19 protein-coding genes are annotated in these 17,922 nt (G+C 65.8%); 8 read left to right on the top strand and 11 right to left on the bottom strand.

The window, feature by feature from the left end; all coding sequences use genetic code 11:
* The 3 genes from IRZ12_RS07525 to IRZ12_RS07515 form a co-directional block, all read right to left on the bottom strand.
* Positions 1-689, bottom strand: a 689-nt coding sequence (locus IRZ12_RS07525) for a TolC family protein (protein WP_296466573.1), incomplete at its 3' end; no start/stop codon positions are given.
* Positions 690-703: 14 nt separating this feature from the next.
* Positions 704-3,901 carry an efflux RND transporter permease subunit gene (locus tag IRZ12_RS07520; protein ID WP_296466569.1) on the bottom strand — a complete coding sequence of 1,066 codons (3,198 nt, stop codon included), beginning with the start codon at positions 3,899-3,901 and terminating at the stop codon, positions 704-706.
* Positions 3,902-3,916: 15 nt separating this feature from the next.
* Entirely contained in the window at positions 3,917-5,158 is a 1,242-nt protein-coding gene (locus IRZ12_RS07515) for an efflux RND transporter periplasmic adaptor subunit (protein WP_296466567.1), read from the bottom strand.
* A 136-nt stretch (positions 5,159-5,294) separates the two neighbouring features.
* Between IRZ12_RS07515 and IRZ12_RS07510 the strand changes: the two genes are divergently transcribed.
* On the top strand, positions 5,295-6,305 hold the full coding sequence (locus tag IRZ12_RS07510) for a LysR family transcriptional regulator (RefSeq protein WP_296466563.1): 1,011 nt from the start codon (positions 5,295-5,297) through the stop codon (positions 6,303-6,305).
* Here the strand turns inward: IRZ12_RS07510 and IRZ12_RS07505 are convergent.
* Positions 6,302-6,913, bottom strand: coding sequence for a DNA-3-methyladenine glycosylase I (locus IRZ12_RS07505; RefSeq protein WP_296466560.1), 612 nt, complete (start codon positions 6,911-6,913; stop codon positions 6,302-6,304). The two genes, IRZ12_RS07510 and IRZ12_RS07505, sit on opposite strands and share 4 nt — an antisense overlap.
* 86 nt (positions 6,914-6,999) lie before the next feature.
* On the opposite strand from IRZ12_RS07505, the gene IRZ12_RS07500 reads away from it, so the two are divergent.
* Positions 7,000-7,335 carry a thioredoxin family protein gene (locus tag IRZ12_RS07500; RefSeq protein WP_296466557.1) on the top strand — a complete coding sequence of 112 codons (336 nt, stop codon included), beginning with the start codon at positions 7,000-7,002 and terminating at the stop codon, positions 7,333-7,335.
* A 42-nt stretch (positions 7,336-7,377) separates the two neighbouring features.
* On the opposite strand, the gene IRZ12_RS07495 is transcribed toward IRZ12_RS07500, so the two are convergent.
* The 4 genes from IRZ12_RS07495 to IRZ12_RS07480 all read right to left on the bottom strand — a co-directional run bounded on the left by IRZ12_RS07495 (position 7,378) and on the right by IRZ12_RS07480 (position 10,584).
* Positions 7,378-8,091, bottom strand: coding sequence for an ROK family protein (locus IRZ12_RS07495; RefSeq protein ID WP_296466554.1), 714 nt, complete (start codon positions 8,089-8,091; stop codon positions 7,378-7,380).
* Entirely contained in the window at positions 8,088-9,401 is a 1,314-nt protein-coding gene (locus IRZ12_RS07490) for a lytic murein transglycosylase (protein ID WP_296466551.1), read from the bottom strand. The genes IRZ12_RS07495 and IRZ12_RS07490 overlap by 4 nt, the downstream gene beginning before the upstream one ends.
* A 42-nt stretch (positions 9,402-9,443) precedes the next feature.
* A complete protein-coding gene (locus tag IRZ12_RS07485) occupies positions 9,444-10,193 on the bottom strand; it encodes a glutamine amidotransferase (protein WP_296466547.1) in 750 nt (249 codons plus the stop codon).
* Positions 10,194-10,269: 76 nt separating this feature from the next.
* Positions 10,270-10,584, bottom strand: coding sequence for a hypothetical protein (locus IRZ12_RS07480; RefSeq protein ID WP_296466544.1), 315 nt, complete (start codon positions 10,582-10,584; stop codon positions 10,270-10,272).
* 278 nt (positions 10,585-10,862) lie between these two features.
* Between IRZ12_RS07480 and IRZ12_RS07475 the strand changes: the two genes are divergently transcribed.
* On the top strand, positions 10,863-11,237 hold the full coding sequence (locus IRZ12_RS07475) for a hypothetical protein (RefSeq protein WP_296466541.1): 375 nt from the start codon (positions 10,863-10,865) through the stop codon (positions 11,235-11,237).
* On the opposite strand, the gene IRZ12_RS07470 is transcribed toward IRZ12_RS07475, so the two are convergent.
* Positions 11,206-12,294 carry a sterol desaturase family protein gene (locus IRZ12_RS07470; RefSeq protein WP_296466538.1) on the bottom strand — a complete coding sequence of 363 codons (1,089 nt, stop codon included), beginning with the start codon at positions 12,292-12,294 and terminating at the stop codon, positions 11,206-11,208. The two genes, IRZ12_RS07475 and IRZ12_RS07470, sit on opposite strands and share 32 nt — an antisense overlap.
* 131 nt (positions 12,295-12,425) lie before the next feature.
* On the opposite strand from IRZ12_RS07470, the gene IRZ12_RS07465 reads away from it, so the two are divergent.
* The 3 genes from IRZ12_RS07465 to IRZ12_RS07455 are packed head-to-tail and all read left to right on the top strand — an operon-like array spanning position 12,426 to position 14,313.
* A complete protein-coding gene (locus IRZ12_RS07465) occupies positions 12,426-12,836 on the top strand; it encodes a group III truncated hemoglobin (protein WP_296466531.1) in 411 nt (136 codons plus the stop codon).
* A complete protein-coding gene (locus IRZ12_RS07460; RefSeq protein ID WP_296466527.1) occupies positions 12,827-13,276 on the top strand; it encodes an Rrf2 family transcriptional regulator in 450 nt (149 codons plus the stop codon). Before IRZ12_RS07465 ends, IRZ12_RS07460 begins: the two co-directional genes overlap by 10 nt.
* Positions 13,273-14,313 carry a nitronate monooxygenase gene (locus IRZ12_RS07455; protein ID WP_296466525.1) on the top strand — a complete coding sequence of 347 codons (1,041 nt, stop codon included), beginning with the start codon at positions 13,273-13,275 and terminating at the stop codon, positions 14,311-14,313. Before IRZ12_RS07460 ends, IRZ12_RS07455 begins: the two co-directional genes overlap by 4 nt.
* Before the next feature lie 18 nt (positions 14,314-14,331).
* Here the strand turns inward: IRZ12_RS07455 and IRZ12_RS07450 are convergent, their stop codons facing one another.
* Entirely contained in the window at positions 14,332-14,979 is a 648-nt protein-coding gene (locus tag IRZ12_RS07450) for a protein-L-isoaspartate(D-aspartate) O-methyltransferase (RefSeq protein ID WP_296466522.1), read from the bottom strand.
* A gap of 138 nt (positions 14,980-15,117) precedes the next feature.
* Here IRZ12_RS07450 and alkB point away from each other — a divergent pair, with 138 nt between their 5' ends.
* Both alkB and IRZ12_RS07440 read left to right on the top strand, forming a co-directional pair.
* Positions 15,118-15,768 (top strand): DNA oxidative demethylase AlkB, encoded by a 651-nt coding sequence (gene alkB / locus IRZ12_RS07445; protein WP_296466519.1) that lies wholly within the window; start codon positions 15,118-15,120, stop codon positions 15,766-15,768.
* Between the two features lie 117 nt (positions 15,769-15,885).
* Positions 15,886-17,055, top strand: coding sequence for a putative sulfate/molybdate transporter (locus IRZ12_RS07440; protein ID WP_296466516.1), 1,170 nt, complete (start codon positions 15,886-15,888; stop codon positions 17,053-17,055).
* A 59-nt stretch (positions 17,056-17,114) separates the two neighbouring features.
* Here the strand turns inward: IRZ12_RS07440 and IRZ12_RS07435 are convergent.
* Positions 17,115-17,922, bottom strand: an 808-nt coding sequence (locus IRZ12_RS07435) for a dimethylarginine dimethylaminohydrolase family protein (protein WP_296466513.1), incomplete at its 5' end; no start/stop codon positions are given.

The following is a 17,922-nucleotide window of genomic DNA, read 5'->3' as shown; positions in this document are numbered from 1 at the left end:
AGGTCCAGTTCGCTGATGTCCCCCTCGTCGTAGCGGCGCTGGATGAGCGCCAGGGTACGTTCGCGCAAAGCGACCGTCCCCTCGTAGAGCTGTTGTCCGGCGTCAAGCTCGCGCACCAGGAAGTAGGCGTGGGCCACATCCGCCTGCAAGGCGAGCTGGACAGAGCGCAACAACGCTTCGCCCTGCTCGGCTGCGGCCGAGGCGGCCTCTACGGCCGAAGCGATCCGGCCGAACAAATCCACCTCGTACGAAACCGCGGCCTGCGCCCGCCACAGCGTGGACGCGGAGGTCGAGGCGTCTGCCGGCAGCCCCCGCGAGGCAGGAGACGGCCGCTGGCGAGTGGGGCCGGCGCCCACGCCCACGCCGGGATAAAGATCCGCCCTCGCCTCGCCCAACCTCGCCCGCGCCTGCGCAAGCCGCGCCGCGGCGGCCTTGAGGTCCTGGTTCGCTTGTTCGGCACGTGCCTGCATCTCGTCCAGTACCGGATCGCCGAAGATCTTCCACCACTGGCCGCGATGTCCGGCCTCGGCCGGCTCCGCCACCTTCCAGTTCCCGCCTTGGGCCTCTTTGAAGGCTGCCGGTACGTCCGGCCGCGGCGGCCGATAATCCGGCGCCGTGGCGCATCCTGCCAGCGCCAAGGCCACCAGCAGTGCAGAGAAGCGGCCCAACCCGCGTTTGTGCGTCTGCATCGTGTCCTCCCGTCTCATGCGTGCCCCCTTTGCGCCGTGGCAGCCGTGATGGGCGCGTCGCGGTGGGTTGCCGAATGCAGCTTGCGCGAGCCGGCGGCCATGCGCAGCGCCACGTAGAAAACCGGTGTCAGGAACAATCCGAAGAGCGTCACACCCAGCATGCCGAAGAACACCGCGACCCCCATGGCCTGGCGCATTTCGGAGCCTGCGCCGCTGGAAAACACCAGCGGCACCACGCCCATGATGAACGCAATCGACGTCATCAGGATCGGCCGCAACCTCAGCCTGCTGGCTTCGATCGCCGCCTGCACCACGGACTTGCCCTGCAATTCGAGCTCGCGCGCAAACTCGACGATCAGGATCGCATTCTTGGACGCCAAGCCCACCAACACCATGAGGCCGATCTGCGTGAAAATGTTGTTGTCCCCCCGCGTCAGCCAGACTCCCGTGAGCGCGGCCAGGATGCTCATTGGCACGATCAGGATCACGGCCAGCGGCAAGGTCAGGCTTTCGTACAGCGCCGCGAGCACGAGGAACACCAGCAGCACGCTGATGGGGAACACCCAGACCCCGGCATTGCCCGCGAGAATTTGCTGGTAGGTGAGGTCCGTCCATTCCAGCTTCATGCCACGCGGCAGCACTTGTGCGGCGATGCGTTCAGCCGCGGCCTGGGCTTGGTCCGACGAATAACCTGGCGCCGGCCCGCCGTTGATGTCCGCCGCGGTATAGCCGTTGTAGCGGACGACCATCTCCGGGCCGTAGGCCGGGCGCACCTGCACCAGGGAAGACAGCGGCACCATTTCGCCCGCGGCATTGCGCGTCTTGAGCGCGAGGATGTCGTCGGGGTGCGCGCGAAACGGCGCGTCAGCCTGCGCACGCACTTGGTAGACGCGTCCGAAACGGTTGAAATCGTTTACGTACAGCGAACCCAAATAGATTTGCATTGTGTCGAACACGTCCGTCACCGCGACGCCGAGCTGCTTGGCCTTGACGCGATCGAGTTCAACCTCCAGCTGCGGCACGTTGATTTGGTAGCTCGTGAAGGTCGGCCCCAACTCGGGCGCCTGCTGCGCCGCCGCCACGAAAGCTTTCGCCGCGGCATCCAATTCGGCGTAGCCGCGTGCGGCGCGATCCTCGATCTGCAGCTTGAATCCGCCTAGCGTGCCCAGCCCCATGACCGGCGGCGGAGGAAACACGCCGATGAATGACTCCTGGATCTCGGCAAACTGCCTGTTCAGCGCGTTCGCGATCGCATCGGCCGACAAATCCTTGCCCTTGCGCTCGGAAAAATCCTTGAGCGATACGAACACGATGCCCGCGCTGGAGCTGTTCGTGAAACCGTTGATCGACAGTCCTGGGAAGGCGACGGCGCTGTCCACGCCCGGCTGCTTGAGGGCGATGTCTGACATGCGGCGAATGACCGCTTCGGTGCGATCGAGCGATGCGCCGTTGGGCAATTGCGCGAAGGCCACCAGATATTGCTTATCCTGTGCGGGCACGAACCCGCCAGGCACGATGGCCGAGACACCGGCCGTCAGAGCCAGCAGCACGGCATAGACGCCCATCACCAATGCCTTGCGCGAGATCACGCCCGAGACGCCCTGCCCGTACCGCACCGAGGCGCGGCCGAACAAGTCGTTGAAGCGCCGGAAAAAGCCGCCGAACACGCGGTTTATCGCGCGGCTCAGTGCGTCGGGTTCCGCGCCATGAGGCTTCAACAGCAAGGCCGACAGCGCCGGCGACAGGGTCAGCGAGTTGAACGCCGAGATCACCGTCGAGATGGCGATCGTCATGGCGAACTGCTTGTAGAACTGGCCGCTCAACCCTGTCATGAACGCGAGTGGCACGAACACCGCGACCAGCGTCAGCGCAATGGCGATGATGGGTCCGCTCACCTCCCGCATGGCGCGGTAAGTCGCTTCGCGCGGCGTCAGCCCCGCCGCGATGTTGCGCTCGACGTTCTCCACCACCACGATGGCGTCGTCCACCACAATGCCGATGGCAAGCACCATGCCGAACAGCGACAGCGCATTGATCGAGTAGCCAAAGGCGAGCAGCAGCGAAAACGTGCCAATGATGGACACCGGCACCGCCAGCAGCGGGATGATGGAAGCGCGCCACGTCTGCAGGAAAACGATGACTACTAGGACCACCAGCGCGACCGCCTCCAGCAGCGTGGCAACGACCGCCTTGATGCTCGCGCGCACGAATTGGGTCGGGTCGTAGACGATCCTGTACTCCACCGAGGGCGGGAAGTCCTCGGCGATTTCCTTCATTGCGGCGCGCACCTGGTCCGAGACGGCCAGCGCGTTGGCCCCGGGCGATTGCATGATGGCCAGCGCCACAGCGGGCTTGTTGTCCAGCAGTGAGCGCAAGCCGTACTCGGCGGCCGCCAGCTCGATGCGCGCGACGTCGGATAGCCGCGTCACGCCGCCATCGGGTGCAGCCTTGAGCACGATATTTCCGAAATCGGCCTCGGTCTGCAGGCGGCCCTGGGTGTTGACCGATAACTGCAGCGATACGTCGGACGTATTGGGCGAAGCGCCAATCACGCCGGCTGCCACCTGTACGTTCTGTTCGCGTATGGCCGCCACCACATCTGAGGCCGTGAGCCCGCGCTGTGCCACTTTCTGCGGGTCGAGCCAAATGCGCATCGAATAATTTCCAGCGCCCCATAGCTGCACCTCGCCAACGCCAGGAATACGCGCCAGGCGGTCCTTGACGTTGATCAGGGCATAGTTGCGCAGGTACGTCATGTCGTAGCGATCGTCGGGCGAGATCAGGTGCGCCACCAGCGTCAGCGTCGGGGAACTCTTGAGCGTGGTCACGCCCAGCCGCTGCACGTCCTCGGGCAGGCGTGGCAACGCCTGGGAAACCCGGTTCTGTACCAATTGTTGCGCCTTGTCAGGATCCATGCCGAGACGAAACGTCACCGTGACCGCCAGGTTGCCGTCGCTGTTTGCCTGCGACTGCATGTAGAGCATGTCCTCGACGCCGTTGATGGCTTCCTCCAATGGTGCTGCGACCGTCTCGGCAATCACCTTGGGATTGGCGCCGGGGTACTGCGCCCTGACCACCACCGAAGGCGGCACGACCTCGGGATACTCGGAAATCGGCAACTGGAACATGGCGAGCGCGCCGCCGAGCAAAATGAGAACGGAGAGCACGCCGGCAAAGATCGGCCGGTCGATAAAGAATTTGGAGATGTCCATGATCGTCCGCCTGCCTCAGACGCGCTTGGCCAGCGGAATCGCCGGATCATGCTCGGGCGTACCGCCCTCGCCGCTGGCAGGCTGCTCGCCTGCCAGGCTCCCGCCGGCGCCGGCCATGGGGACGAGGCGCGGGGCGACCGGCTCGCCGGGACGCACGCGCTGCAACCCGTTGACGACGATACGCTCCCCCGCCTCCAAGCCGGCTTCTACCACGCGCAGCCCTTCGGTCACCGCCCCCAGCCGAACCTGGCGATAACGCGTGCGATTGGCCTCGTCCAGCACCAACACGAAACGCTTGTCCTGGTCGGTACCAACCGCGCGATCGTCGATGAGCAGCGCATCCCGGGGTTGTCCGGTCCCCACGCGCACCCGCGCATACAGCCCCGGAATCAACTGGCCGTCGGGATTGTCGAAAATCGCCCGCACGCGTATGGTGCCCGAGGTCACGTCCAGCTTGTTGTCGATGAAACTGACCGTTCCCCGGCGGGGATACCCTTCATCGTCGGCAAGCCCCATCGAGACGGGAATGACCCCGCCCGCCGCGCGACTGGCCCGGGCGATCTTCAGGTAAGTCGGCTCGTCGATGTCGAAGGCCGCGTATAGGCGCTCGGTGGACACCAAAGTCGTGAGCGGCGCGGAGGCCGCGCCTGCAGCGACCACGTTGCCCACCGTCACGAGCGCACGGGAAATGCGTCCGCTCACGGGCGCCTTGATGCGGGTGTATTCCAGGTTGAGGCGAGCCGCCGCGAGCGCCGCCTGGGCTGCCTGCAAGTTGGCCGCTGCCTCGCGCGCCGCGTTCTGCTTTTCCTCGAAATCGCGCTTGGCGATTGCATTGTCGGCCAGCAGGCGCTCCCCGCGAGCCAGCTCTGACGCCGTATAGGCCTGGCGCGCCTTGGCGGCCGCAAGCTGGGCTTCCATGCGCGCCACCTCCGCGGCATAGGGCCGCGGATCAATGGTGAACAGCACGTCGCCCTTCTTGACCATGGCGCCATCCTGGAAGTGCACGGCAGTCAACGTGCCGGACACGAGCGGCCGGATCTCCACCCGATCCACGGCCTCCAGCCGCCCCGAGTAACTGCGCCAATCGATGATGGTGCGCCGAACGACTTTCGCAACGTCAACCACCGCCGCTTGCGGCGCGGGCGGCTGGGCATCGCCCGCTTGGGCCGGCAGGCGCGCAACGGCCAGCACGCCAGCAGCAGCAAGTAAGACGAGCAGCACCAGCGCTAGCCGCGCGTGTTTACGAATGAGAGACATGGAAAAACCTCGATTTCGTGTAGGCAACTTGGGAGATGACCGATTTTGAGTGTTATCGTGGTCTCGATAAATCCCGCCATTCTGCTAACACTATTCGTCCTCGACGAACAATCCCGAGGACCAATCAGGAGGCTCCATGGACAGATTCCAAGCCATGCAGGTTTTCACCCGCGTCGTGGAAGCCAACAGCTTCACGCTGGCGGCCGATAGCATGGGCCTGCCCCGGGCCACCGTCAGCACCACGATCCGCGACCTCGAACGCCTGCTACAGGTTCGGCTGCTCAACCGTACCACCCGCAAGATCAGCCTCACGCCGGACGGCGCGTCGTACTACGAGCGTTGCAAGCGCATCCTGGCGGACCTGGAAGAAACGGAATCCTCCTTCCGCGACGTGTCGCGCGGGCCGAAGGGACGCCTACGGATAGATACGCCGCCTTGTATCGGAAGGTCGATACTGATTCCGGCGCTGTGCGAGTTTCACGCCCGCTATCCGGACATCGAGCTCGTCATCGGCATGAGTGACCGCCCCGCAGACCTCGTTCAGGAGGCGGTGGATTGCGCCATTCGCGTTGGCGAGCTGCAAGATTCCTCGCTCGTCGCGCGGCGCATCGCCACCTACGAGAGCCTCACCTGCGCGGCGCCGTCCTACCTGGAGACTTACGGCGAACCTCGTACGATCGAGGATTTGAAGCATCATCGGGCGGTGCACTATTTTTCGTCCCGGACAGGTCGCGCCATCGATTGGGATTTTGTCATCGACGGGGTGCCCACCGCAGTGAAAGTCCACGGCGTCGTCGCCGTGAACGACGCGGAAGCGTACGTCAAATGCGGACTCCAGGGTTTCGGCCTCATCCAGCCGCCGCGCTATATGGTGCAACCCTACCTAGAGTCGGGCCAGCTGCGCGAAGTGCTGCACGCCTGGCGCCCTTCCCCCATGCCCATCTCGGTCGTCTACCTGCACAACCGCCACCTCTCGCCCAAGGTGCGGGTGTTCGTCGACTGGGTGGCCGAACTCTTCGACCGCTGCCCGCTGATCGAAGGCTGCCCCGCGAACGTCTCGCACGAGTGCGAATTCGCCGGCAGACCGGTCCCGCACACGGTGCGTTCTATCGTCGAACACCACAACGAAGCGGAAAGCGTTTTCTAGGCTGCACCGTCCGCCGGCCGGGCAAAGGCCTGGCGCAGGCGTTCGACCTCGAGGCGGCACATGCAATGCGGGCCGTGATCATTGACCATGCCCACCGCCTGCATCAGCGAGTAGAGCGTGGTCGGCCCGACGAAACGCCACCCCCGCCGCTTGAGCTCTTTGGACAACGCGCGCGACTCGGGAGACTCGCTCCGCGGCGGCCCGGCATACTCGGTTCGAGGTTCGTAGCGCCACAGGAACGCTGCCAGCGATCCCGCCTCGGCGCGCAGCTCGACGGCGCGCCGGGCATTGTTGACGACCGCTTCGATCTTGCCTCGGTGGCGCACGATGCCCGGGTCCCCGAGCAAACGCTCCACGTCGCGGGGACCGAAAGCCGCCACCGCATCGATGTCGAATCCGGCAAAGGCGCGCCGGAACGCAGGCCGCTTGCGCAAAATGGTCAACCAGCTCAGGCCTGACTGGAACCCCTCCAGGCTGATGCGTTCGAACAACGCCGTATCGTCGGCGACGGGCCGGCCCCATTCTTCGTCGTGGTAAGCGATGTAAAGCGGATCATTGCCGGCCCAAACGCAACGCGCGGGCCTGGAGTCTCGTTTTTCGTCGTGCATGGTGGGTCGGGTCGGGCGAAGAATCCGATATCCGATATATTGTCGCCCATGGCCTCTGCGCGCAGCCGAAAGGCTACGCTCGTTTCATGGAACAAATCGAACTCGACGACGGCACTGCAGACCGTTTCCTGCTGGACGCCCCCGGCACCTCGCTGCTGGTGTTCACCAGCGCCACATGTGCCAATTGCAAAATGGCGCGTGCCCGCCTTCCCGACATGAGCCTGCCGGTACGCCGCCTCTGCTGGATAGACGCCGGCCGCAACCAAGGACTGGTCGAACGCTACGAAGTCTTCCACCTACCCTCGATGTTCGTAGTCAGGAACGGCGTGTTCTACGGCGCCGTACAGGCGACGCTGGCGGAATGGGACATACGTCGCCAGGTCTCGCTCGCGCTCGATGGCTACCCGGCGGAGCTGCCTTGACGAAGCAGGATCGCACAGTCGCCTTCGCCCAAGGGGCGTACGCTATGACCGGACTGAGTCCCAATCACGCCAGAGCGCGGCTCCGCCGCTGATCCCGGCGGCATTCGAGCCCACCGTGACGTTCGGCGGCAGCTCGATCGTTACCTTGCGCGCATTGCCGCCCCCGAGAAACACGTGGTCGGGCCTGAGCAGGATGTCGATCAGGCCCAGCGCCTTGCGCAGGCGGCGGTTCCACTGCGCTTCGCCCACCGCGAGCAATGCGGCGGCACCCAGGTAGTCCTCGTAGGTTTTCCTGCCCTCGATCGGATGGTGGGCCAGCTCCATGTGCGGCATCAATTTCCCGTCCCGGAACAAGGCCGTGCCGACACCGGTGCCGAGCGTCATGACGAATTCAAGCCCGACGCCGCGCACGAGTCCGTAGCCCTGCATGTCAGCGTCGTTGATCATCCGCGCCGGGCACCCGAGACGCTCGCCCAACACCTCGGCCAAGGGAAACCCGGCCCACTCGTCTGAATGAAGATTGACCGCCGTCAGCACGCGCTGGTTGCGGATCATGCCAGGAAAGCCGATGGAAACGCGGTCATATCCCTCCAGCTTGGCCACCATGCGTGCCACTTTCTCGACCAACAGGCCCGGGGGGCACGGGCGCGGGGTGGGCACGCGCACGCGCTTGCTGATGCGCTTACCTTCGTCGTCGATGACGGCAGCTTTCAAGCCACTGCCCCCGATGTCTATGGAAAGGATGCCCGCCGTCATGCACCGCTCCGGGACTGGGACTGCGGCAGCGGCCCCTGCTCCGGATGCGGTAGGGAGGTCTGCCGCAGGGTTTCGAGAATCCGTCGCCCGACCCTGCCGTCTGTCGGCAGGCCGGCGCGCGCCTGCTCGGCGGCCACCGCGCCGCGGGTGCGCGCGCCCAGAACGCCGTCGGGCGTGCCGACATCATGGCCACGGGCCAGCAGCAACGACTGGAGCTCGCGGATTTCCGCACGGGACAGGCCCGGATCGTCCGTGGGCCACGGGGTTGCGAGTGCCGGCTCCCCGCGCAGCCTGTCGATCAGCAAGCTGACTGCCAAGGCATACTTGCGCGATCCGTTGTAGCTCAAGATCGCGTCGAAATTACGGGTGACCAGGAATACTGGCCCCTGGGCGCCGGTGGGCGCAAACAGTTGGGCCGGCGACTCCGGCAGGGGCTCGTCCGCACGCGTCCGGTCCGGCCGGCCGCCATCGACCCGCGCCACGCCCATCGCCGCCCACTCTGCCAGGCTGCGGCGCGCCGTGCCGGCGAACTCCTCTCCCATCGGCACGGACGCTGCCACGGCCGCAGGCAGCTTGACCTCGATGACCGGCAGCAACCCCCGCGTCCACCGCGCGCGCCGCTTGCGCAAATGATTGGCGGTCGACGCCAGCGCATCGGGTAGCGACCCGTACAAATCTATCCGCCCGTCTCCATCCCCGTCGGCGGCCAGTTCGTAAAACGACGTGGGGATGAACTGGGTCATGCCGAAGGCGCCGCTCCAGGAGCCGACGAAGCTCTCGGGCTGCACCCGGCCTTCGCTCAGCAGTCGCACCGAGGCGTAGACGTTCTTGATCCATAGCGGCTTGCCCTCGGTGCAAGCCCGCGTCAACCAGGCGTCGAGCACCCGCGTCCTGCCCAGCTGCGTCCCATAGTTCGTCTCGATGCCGAAAATGGCCACCAGCGCTTCGCCATCGACTTCATAGCGATCAGCAATCTGGGCCAAGGGCCCGGCCTGCGCCTGCATCAGCTTTCGGCCGTCCGCGACGCGCTCTTCGTCGACGGTCTTGGCGATGTAATCCCACCAGGTTTCTTGGCCTTCGGGCTGGGAGCGCGCCGCCGCCACCGTGGAGGCGAGCAAGGAGGCATCACGCGTGTAGGCGTCGAACGCAGCGACTTGGATGCCATGGGCCGGCGCATCTTGCCTCAGCTTGGCAAGGCAAGCGGAGAGTTCGGCCTGGGCATGGGATGGGCCCGCGGCCATCAAGGCCATGCCGGCGCCCAAAGCCGATAAGAACCGGCTCGCAGGCCGGCTCACGCAACGAGCATGCATAAGCAGGCTGTCTCCTTGGTAATCGGGGTAAAGGGCGACGCGTCAGGCGGCGGCCGCAGATGCCTTTCCGGCACCGGGAATCGTGCCCGTCGACTCGAAAAAGCGGCGCAGGATGGCGTGGGAAGCCGGCGTTTCGGCGACGCCCGCGCGCAAGGCCTGCACGTCGATGCCCTCAGCGTCCAAACCGGAACGCATGACGTCGAAATACGCCCGCATGATAGGCGCAGTGAACTCCGGATGGAACTGGACCGACACCGCATTCGGGCCGTATCGCAGCATTTGATGAGGATCCCGGTCATTGACCGCGAGCGCGACCGCACCCCGCGGCGGTTCGAGCACCGCCTGTTCCCGAATGAAATGGGCGGCGAACATGGCCGGCATGCCGGCCAGCAGTGGGTCTTCGCGCGCCGCCGAGGTCAGTTCCACGGGGCGGGTGCCGATCTCCCGCCCTCCCTCGAGGTAGTCGATGCGCCCGCCGAGCGCATAGCTGATCAACTGGTGGCCATAGCAAATGCCGAAGAGGGGCAGCGAGGCGTCCATGGCATCGCGCACCCAGCCCGCGCACGCTTCGCTCCATGGGGCGTGATCGGTTACGTTGGCCCGCGAGCCGGTAATCAAGGCCGCCCGGTAGCGCGTAGGCGCCTGCGGCCGTTCACCTTTATAGGCGGCCACGCGCACAAGACCAGCCGGGTCCAGGCCGGCCACCTCGCTGACCATGCGGTCGAAACCACCGTAGACATCGCCGACGGCCTGGGGAGGACCGCCGGTCTGGAGAATGAGGATGGGAAGCATGCACCTACCTTGCAATGGACGCCTACATGACACCGCAATTCCGGCCGGTCCGCAACCGTGCCCGGCCCGCGACGGCTCAGGTGGACACGCCGTTCTCGCCGATCAGCCCCCCAAGCAGCAGGGCCGCCAAGAAGAACCAGAAGAGCGCCCCGAGGATGGACCGGCTAAGCAACGCCCGGATCCCGGCGTACAACAGCAGCATCCCCAGCACCAGGAGGGCAAAATTGAACAAAGTCGGACTCATGCCCAGGGCATCGGCAAGACCGGACGAGAACTCGCCTACGGCTTCCCCGAAGCCCCCGAACACGGATTTGAGCGCCGCGACGATGGTCCGGATGACCTCGCCGAGCGCACTGCCCAACCATTCGAAGAATGTGGACTCGCTTTTCATGAGCTGGGTTTAGAGAATTTCGGGCATTATGACCTACGCCCCGGCAAGATCCCTCCGGCCGACATGCTTGGAAACAAGGCCCGGAGCGGGGTTGCAATCCATTACAAACGCCTCGCCCGCCCGGGTGGGAGAACGGTCCAAAGCCGACCATACTGAAGGCTGAAGGCGACGTAGCATTGCCCCCATGGGCATGCACTTCTGGCCTTGCCTGCGTGGCGCTGCCGGCTGCCATCGGTGTCGACGGCTGCCGCGACGCGTGGATCTCTCGAGGAGGCATCATGGTCACAACGCTCTTCCGTGCAGCATGCGCCAGCGCCGTTTTCGCGGCGGGGTGCTCATCGCTCATGGTGACCGAACCGGCGAAAATCAGCGACGGCATACTGGTGGCGCCGAACGGCATGAGCCTTTATACCTTCGACCGCGATCCGGTCGGGCAAAGCGCCTGCAACGGCGCCTGCGCGCAGAACTGGCCGCCGCTGGCCGCCCCCGCGGACGCCAAGCGCCATGGAGACTGGATGGTCGTCACCCGCCAAGACGGCAGCCGCCAGTGGGCATACCGGGGCAAGCCCCTGTATTTCTGGGTCAAGGACAAGGCGCCCGGCGACCGGACCGGCGATGGCGTCAACGGCGTATGGCACCTGGCACGCCCGTGAGCCCAGGCGCGTGCGCGCGCTCGGGCAGGTGCACCGCCTCGTCGCTCGGGATGGGTGCATAATCCGGGCCGAACGAGACCTCGCCCAGCTTCCAGCCGGCTCGCCGGCGCACGGCGCCCCAGAATCGCTTGGCCGCCTCCCATTGCTGCCCGACCAGCCCATATTGGTTATCGATGTCGACCATGGGGTCGCTGACGCCGGTCGGGCGGACCTTTTCACCGTACAAGGCCGTGCCGAAAAGAATGTCCCAAATGGGTAGCACCTGGCCGAAATTGCAATTGTGCAGCGAGGGCCGCTCCGGATCGCGAACCATGTGGTGCAGGCGATGGAACTTGGGATCGACCAACAGTTTTTCGCCGATGCGCCCAAAGCCGAAGCGCACGTTGGTGTGTGAAAGATTCTGCACCAGCTCGCTCAGCAACACGAGCAGCGCAAACTCCGAGGGCTCCACTCCCATCAACAGCCCGACCGTGGCCAGGATGAACGACTGCAGCACTCCGTCGATATAGCTGCCGCGATCATTGGTCCAGCAGCTCATTTGACGCTGGCTGTGGTGCATGCTGTGCAGCGCCCACCACCACGGTATGGCGTGCTGGGCCCGATGCATCCAGTAATAGACGAAGTCGTAGACGACGTAATAGACCAGGAACAGGACGTAGGGATGTTCTTCGAACCAGGGCACCCAATGCTTGAGCCCGGATGAGGCCGGGGCCTGGGCCGCGGCATCGCTCCCCAGGCTGCCGAGCATGTTGGCGAACGGCGTCAACACGAGATAGCTGAACAGCGGGAACAGCCCCAGCAACATCAACAGCGTATAGAGACGGTCCACGCGCGTCAGGCGCCGGTCGGCCCATTGTTCGGCCGGGACGACGCTCTCGAGCGGCCGAAATATGCAGCCAATGATGAACAGCTGGAGCATCGCGATGAGCAACGCTTCGGAGATCTCCAGCGGGTCGCCGGCACTGCCGGCGATGTGCAGGAACGCGATCGCCGGTTCGACGAGATGGGTGCTGACCCACGCGATAGCTTGAGTCCAAAACGAGGCCAGAGTCGACATGGAATAACGAGGGGATGAAAGCGCTACATACTGTAGCAATTCTCTTCCCGGTCGGCACGCGGGGCCGCGAGGTGTTTCGTTTCGCCGCGCCTTAAGATATATTTCAAATATATCTTTATTGTGATGACGCCATGCTCGACCCCAACCTCTGCACGGAAGAAGAAATCGCCCGCTTCGTGGCGGCCTTCTACGCCAAAGTCCGCCAGGATGCGCGGCTGGGGCCCATATTCGAAGCCCACGTGGACGACTGGGATCATCACCTCGCCAAGCTCACCGACTTCTGGTCGTCCATGCTGCGCGGCACCCGCCGCTATGTAGGCACGCCGATGACGCGCCACGCCGCGCTTCCCGGTCTCGACGAAAGCCTGTTCCTCCGGTGGCTGGAACTGTTCGGCGAAACGGCCCGGGAACAGGAGAATGCGGCGATGGCCGACCGCGCCCAAGCCATGGCGCGCCGCATTGCGCAAAGCCTGTGGCTGGGCTACCAGACCCAGCGCCATCCAGAGCAGCTGGCGCGCGAATTGCCCCTGCCATGCGCCTGACCACGCACAGCGATTACGCGCTCCGGCTGCTCATGTACGTCGGCTGCTACCCCGGGCGGCTCTGCACCATCGCCGAAATCGCCGAGGCGCACGGTATTTCGGAAGCACATTTGATGAAAGTCACCCACCGGCTAGGCCAGCTCGGCTATCTCGAAACCATCCGTGGCAAAGGTGGCGGCATGCGGCTCGCCCGCGCACCGGCCGAGATCGGCCTGGGTGAAGTCATTCGTGCGCTCGAACCGGATTTCCACTTGGTCGACTGCCACGCCCCGGGCGCCAGCTGCGCCCTGGCCGGGCATTGCCGCCTCACCGGCATTCTGGGCGCAGCGCTCCAACGCTTTCTCCAACACCTCGACGGCTACACGCTGGCGGATTTGCTGCCCACCCGCCGAGGGGCATCCCCGCATCTCCCGTTTCCCCTATTCCCTGCCCAGTCATGAATTTGCAATCTCTCCTCGGCATCGAATTTCCCGTCGTCCAGGCCCCCATGGCAGGGTCCCAAGGCAGCGCGCTCGCCATCGCCGTCTCCAACGCCGGAGGCCTGGGCTCGCTGCCGTGCGCCATGCTCGGCCCGGACGCCCTGCGGCGCGAGCTGGAGGCGCTGCGGGCAGGCACGAGCCGGCCATTCAACGTGAACTTTTTCTGTCACACGCCGCCGGAACCCGACCCGGACAGGGAGGCCGCCTGGCGGCGCGCGCTGGCGCCGTACTACGCGGAATTCGGGATCGACCCGGATGACATCCCTCCCGGGCCCGGGCGCGCGCCCTTCACCCCGGAAATCGCCGACATCGTCGAGCCATTCCGGCCACCGGTCGTCAGCTTCCACTTCGGGTTGCCTTCCCCGGACCTAGTCGCGCGGGTGAAATCCTGGGGCGCCAAGGTCATGTCGTCGGCCACTACCGTTGCCGAAGCACGCTGGCTGGAAGATCACGGGGCAGACGTCATCATCGCGCAGGGCTTTGAAGCCGGTGGCCACCGGGGCATGTTCCTGAGTAATGATGTCGACGATCAACCCGGTACCTTTGCCCTGCTGCCGCAAATCGTGCGCGCGGTGCGCGTGCCGGTGATCGCCGCCGGCGGCATTGCCGATGCGCGCACGGTTGCCGCCGCGCGGGCGCTGGGCGCCGCCGGGGTGCAGGCCGGCACCGCCTTCCTGCTGGCGCCCGAAGCCACGACCAGCGAAGTGCATCGCGCCGCACTCAAGAGCCCCGCCGCGGCCCACACCGCGTTGACCAACCTCTTCTCTGGCCGCCCCGCGCGCGGCATCGTGAACCGCATCATGCGCGAGCTGGGCCCCCTGTCTCCGCTGGCGCCGGCCTTCCCGCTGGCGACCACCGCCGTCGCGCCGCTGCGGGCCAAGGCCGAAGCGCGCGGCTCGGGAGACTTCTCGCCTTTGTGGTGTGGCCAGAATGCCAGCGGCTGCCGCGAAGCCCCGGCGGCGCAAATCGTGTGCGAACTGGGCGCGGCCTGGGGTTGAGAGACGTCCGATCCGGGATCAGGAACCGTCCCAGCCCCGGGCCCCTATCAGCGGGACAAACCGTACGGCGCCCAAGTCTTCTTGGCTGAAGGCCCCGTCCGGGCACCTGACGATCCTGACCAATCGCTGTAGCTCCCGGCTCGGTCCGACCGGCATGACCAGTCGGCCGCCGGGCGCCAACTGTTCGCGCCAAGTTTCCGGCACTGTGGGCCCGCCGGCCGAAACGAGGATGGCGTCGAAGGGCGCACACCCGGGCAAGCCCAAGCTGCCGTCGGCCAGGTGCACGGTGACCTGCGGATATTCCTTTAACCTCTCCCGTGCCGCGGCGGCCAGCGCAGGCCGGATCTCCACCGTCTCCACCCTTGCCACAAGCTGCGCCAATACCGCCGCCCCATAGCCCGACCCGGTGCCGATTTCCAGCACCGTGTCGTGCGGCGACAAACGCGCCGCCTCGGCCATCAGTGCAACGACGTAAGGCTGCGAAATGGTTTGCCCCTCCCCTATGGGCAGCGGCGTGTCTTCATAGGCAAGACCGGACAGTTCCGGCGGCACGAAACGCTCCCTGGGCACGGCACGCATGGCAGCCAGCACGGCCGGGCCGCGGATGCCCCGCGCCGCTAGCTGGTGCGCGACCATCCGTTCGCGCTGTGTTGTCGAGTCAGGCATGCAAGACCTCGCTTCGGTTTCCTTGAAGTCCTAGTGTGCACCCTGGTGCCGCCTGCGCGTGTCTTGCCGTTAAACATGCAACGGCAGAGCGCTATGATGGTAAGCCGATAGCCCAATGCCGGTTCCGGCACCGTTTTCGTGAACCTCGACCTGTTCGATTTCACTGCCGCCTCTTCCGCCGTGGAGCCTATAGGCAGGCGATCCGTCATCCTGCGGGGCCTGGCCCTGCCTGACGCGCCGCAACTGATGCAAGCCCTGGCCATGCTCGAGTCGGAAGCGCCGTTCCGGCACATGGCCACTCCCGGCGGACGCACCATGTCAGTGGCCCTGACCAACTGCGGAGAGTGGGGCTGGGTCAGCGACAGTCGAGGCTACCGGTACACGCGTCTCGATCCGATGACGGACAGGCCCTGGCCTGCCATGCCGGCCATCTTCGCTTCGCTTGCCGAACGGGCGGCGCAAGCGGCGGGATTTCCGGGCTTTCGTCCCGACGCATGCCTGGTCAACCGCTACTTGCCTGGCTCGCGCATGGCGCTGCACCAGGATCGCAACGAACGCGATTTCAGTGCACCCATCGTTTCGGTATCGCTTGGCATACCAGCCGTCTTTCTGTTCGGGGGACATTCACGCACGGACCGTCCCGGGCGCCATCCCCTGTTCCACGGCGACGTCGTCGTTTGGGGAGGCGAAGACCGATTGCGCTACCACGGCATCCTGCCGCTGCGCGAAGCGCACCACCCGGCATTGGGAGCCAAGCGCATCAACTTCACCTTGCGCAAGGCCAGCTGACCCAACGCTTCAGGACCTCGCACGGGGCCGTCCGGCAGGCGCCTGCATGTCGTTTACATGCATTCGCCGCTAGCCGACAATGCGGCTTCTCGTTCCGATTCAAACTTGGAGGCACGAATGCACGAACCGTCCAGCCGCTCCGTGCCGGATGCGGCAACGGGCAACCGCTACGATCGCATGGAGTGGGCAGGCGCCTTCGGCGATCTCGGCACGCTCATCCCGTTCGTGGCTGCCTACATCGGCGTGCTGAAGCTCGACCCGTTCGGCGTGCTGTTCGGCTTCGGTCTGTGCATGCTGGCTTGCGGCCTGTACTACAAGACGCCCATCCCGGTGCAGCCGATGAAGGCCATCGGCGCCGTCGCCGTGACGCAAGCGGCGCAAACGGCGCTCGTCACGCCGGGCGCCGTCTATGCCGCCGCCCTCGCGACGGGCGCAATCTGGCTTTTCCTCGGGTTGAGCGGCGCGGCCACCCGGCTGTCGCGGGCCGTGCCGCCCGCCGTCGTACTAGGAATCACACTGGGATTGGGCTTTGGCTTCATGCTGGAAGGCGTGAAAATGATGCACAACGATTGGCCGATCGCAGCGATTGCCGGTTTGGGCACCCTTCTCTTGATGGCGAACCGGACGTTCCCGGCCATGTTCGTGCTGCTGGCCTTTGGCGCGGCCGTCGGCCTATGGCGCCAGCCGCACCTCTTGCACGAATTGGCGCAAGCGCCTGTCGGACTGCCCTCGCCCCGGTTCGCGCTGTCCGAGCTCGGCTGGAACGAACTGATGGTCGGCGTGGCGCTGCTCGCCCTGCCCCAGGTCCCACTTACGCTGGGCAACGCCGTCATTGCGATCAAGGATGAAAACAATCGCCTCTTCCCTCACCGTCCGGTCACGGAAAACGGCCTGGCCACTTCCACCGGCATCATGAACTTGGTCAGCTCCACGGCGGGTGGCGTACCGATGTGCCACGGCGCCGGCGGCATGGCAGGGCACGTGGCCTTCGGCGCCCGCACCGGAGGCGCGGTCGTCATACTAGGCGTCATCCTGCTCGCGCTGGCGCTGTTTTTCAGCTCCGGCGTCGCATTGCTATTCCAGGTATTCCCGCTGGCGATCCTCGGAGTGATCCTGTTCCTGACGGGTGCCCAGCTGGCGCTGGGCAGCAGCGTGCTACCCGCCGACAAGAACGAGCGGTACATTACCCTTGCGACCGCCGCACTGTGCATGTGGAACGTCGCGGCCGGCTTCGTCGCGGGGTTGCTCCTGCATTGGATGGCCAAGCGGCGCTGGATCAGGATGTAACCGCGGGGCAAACGCCGGTCGCACGGCCGCCGGCATGCAGCGCTTCGCCATCATGCCGTTCAGGCCCAGGCTGCCTCGCGGTCGCCCACGCGCGCCGCAACCGCGGGCAAACTCGAGCGATCGAGCCGCAGCGTCATGCAATAGGCGCCGCCCCCCGACATCTTGAACGGTTCCAGATCGACCGGGATGACCGAGTACCCGCGCTCGCGCAACATGGACCCAAGGCGCGGGGTGGGCGCGGCCATTACGATCCGCCTGCCAACGTTGACCGCATTCACGCTGAAGCGGCCCAGGTCCTCGTCGGACGCGGCAAGCAGCATGTCGACCGGCACGCGCTCGCGCAGGCGGCGCAGCGCGGGGCGCGTCAAGGCGGGGGGATAGTAGAGGATTTCTCCCCCGCTCAACGGGCAGAAGCACACGTCCAGGTGATAGCACCGCTCCGAAGCCAGCTCGAGGGGAACCACTTCCTGGTCGAAAAAGTCGGCAATGTGCGCCAACGACTCGCGCGCGGAACGCGGACCGTAGGCAGCCCAAAAGCACCGGCGATTCACATCCCAGATCGCATCGCCGGCGCCCTCCTGGAAACAACCCGGCGGAAACCGGGCGATTTCCTTTAGCAACCCCTGCTCGCGCAGCTGCTCGAAAACCGCCAGGAAGGCGGCCTCCTCGCCGCGGCGCTGGGGATAGCGGAAACGGGCAAGCAGCGCCCGTCCGTCCAGGATGATGCCGGCATTGGCGGGAAAAACCATGTCCGGCAACCCCGGCGCGCCGTCCGCGACGACGACGTCGCAGCCGGCCTCGCGCAGGGCGCATCGCAACGCGTCGTAAGCCCTGCGCGCCGCCGCGCGCCACCCCTGCCCAGAGCGC

The sequence above is a fragment of the Pigmentiphaga sp. genome (genome assembly GCF_019689535.1).
In the GTDB taxonomy this organism is placed as follows: domain Bacteria; phylum Pseudomonadota; class Gammaproteobacteria; order Burkholderiales; family Burkholderiaceae_B; genus Pigmentiphaga.
Note: the sequence above shows the minus strand (reverse complement) of the source record. Positions and strands in the feature narration are given on the sequence as shown.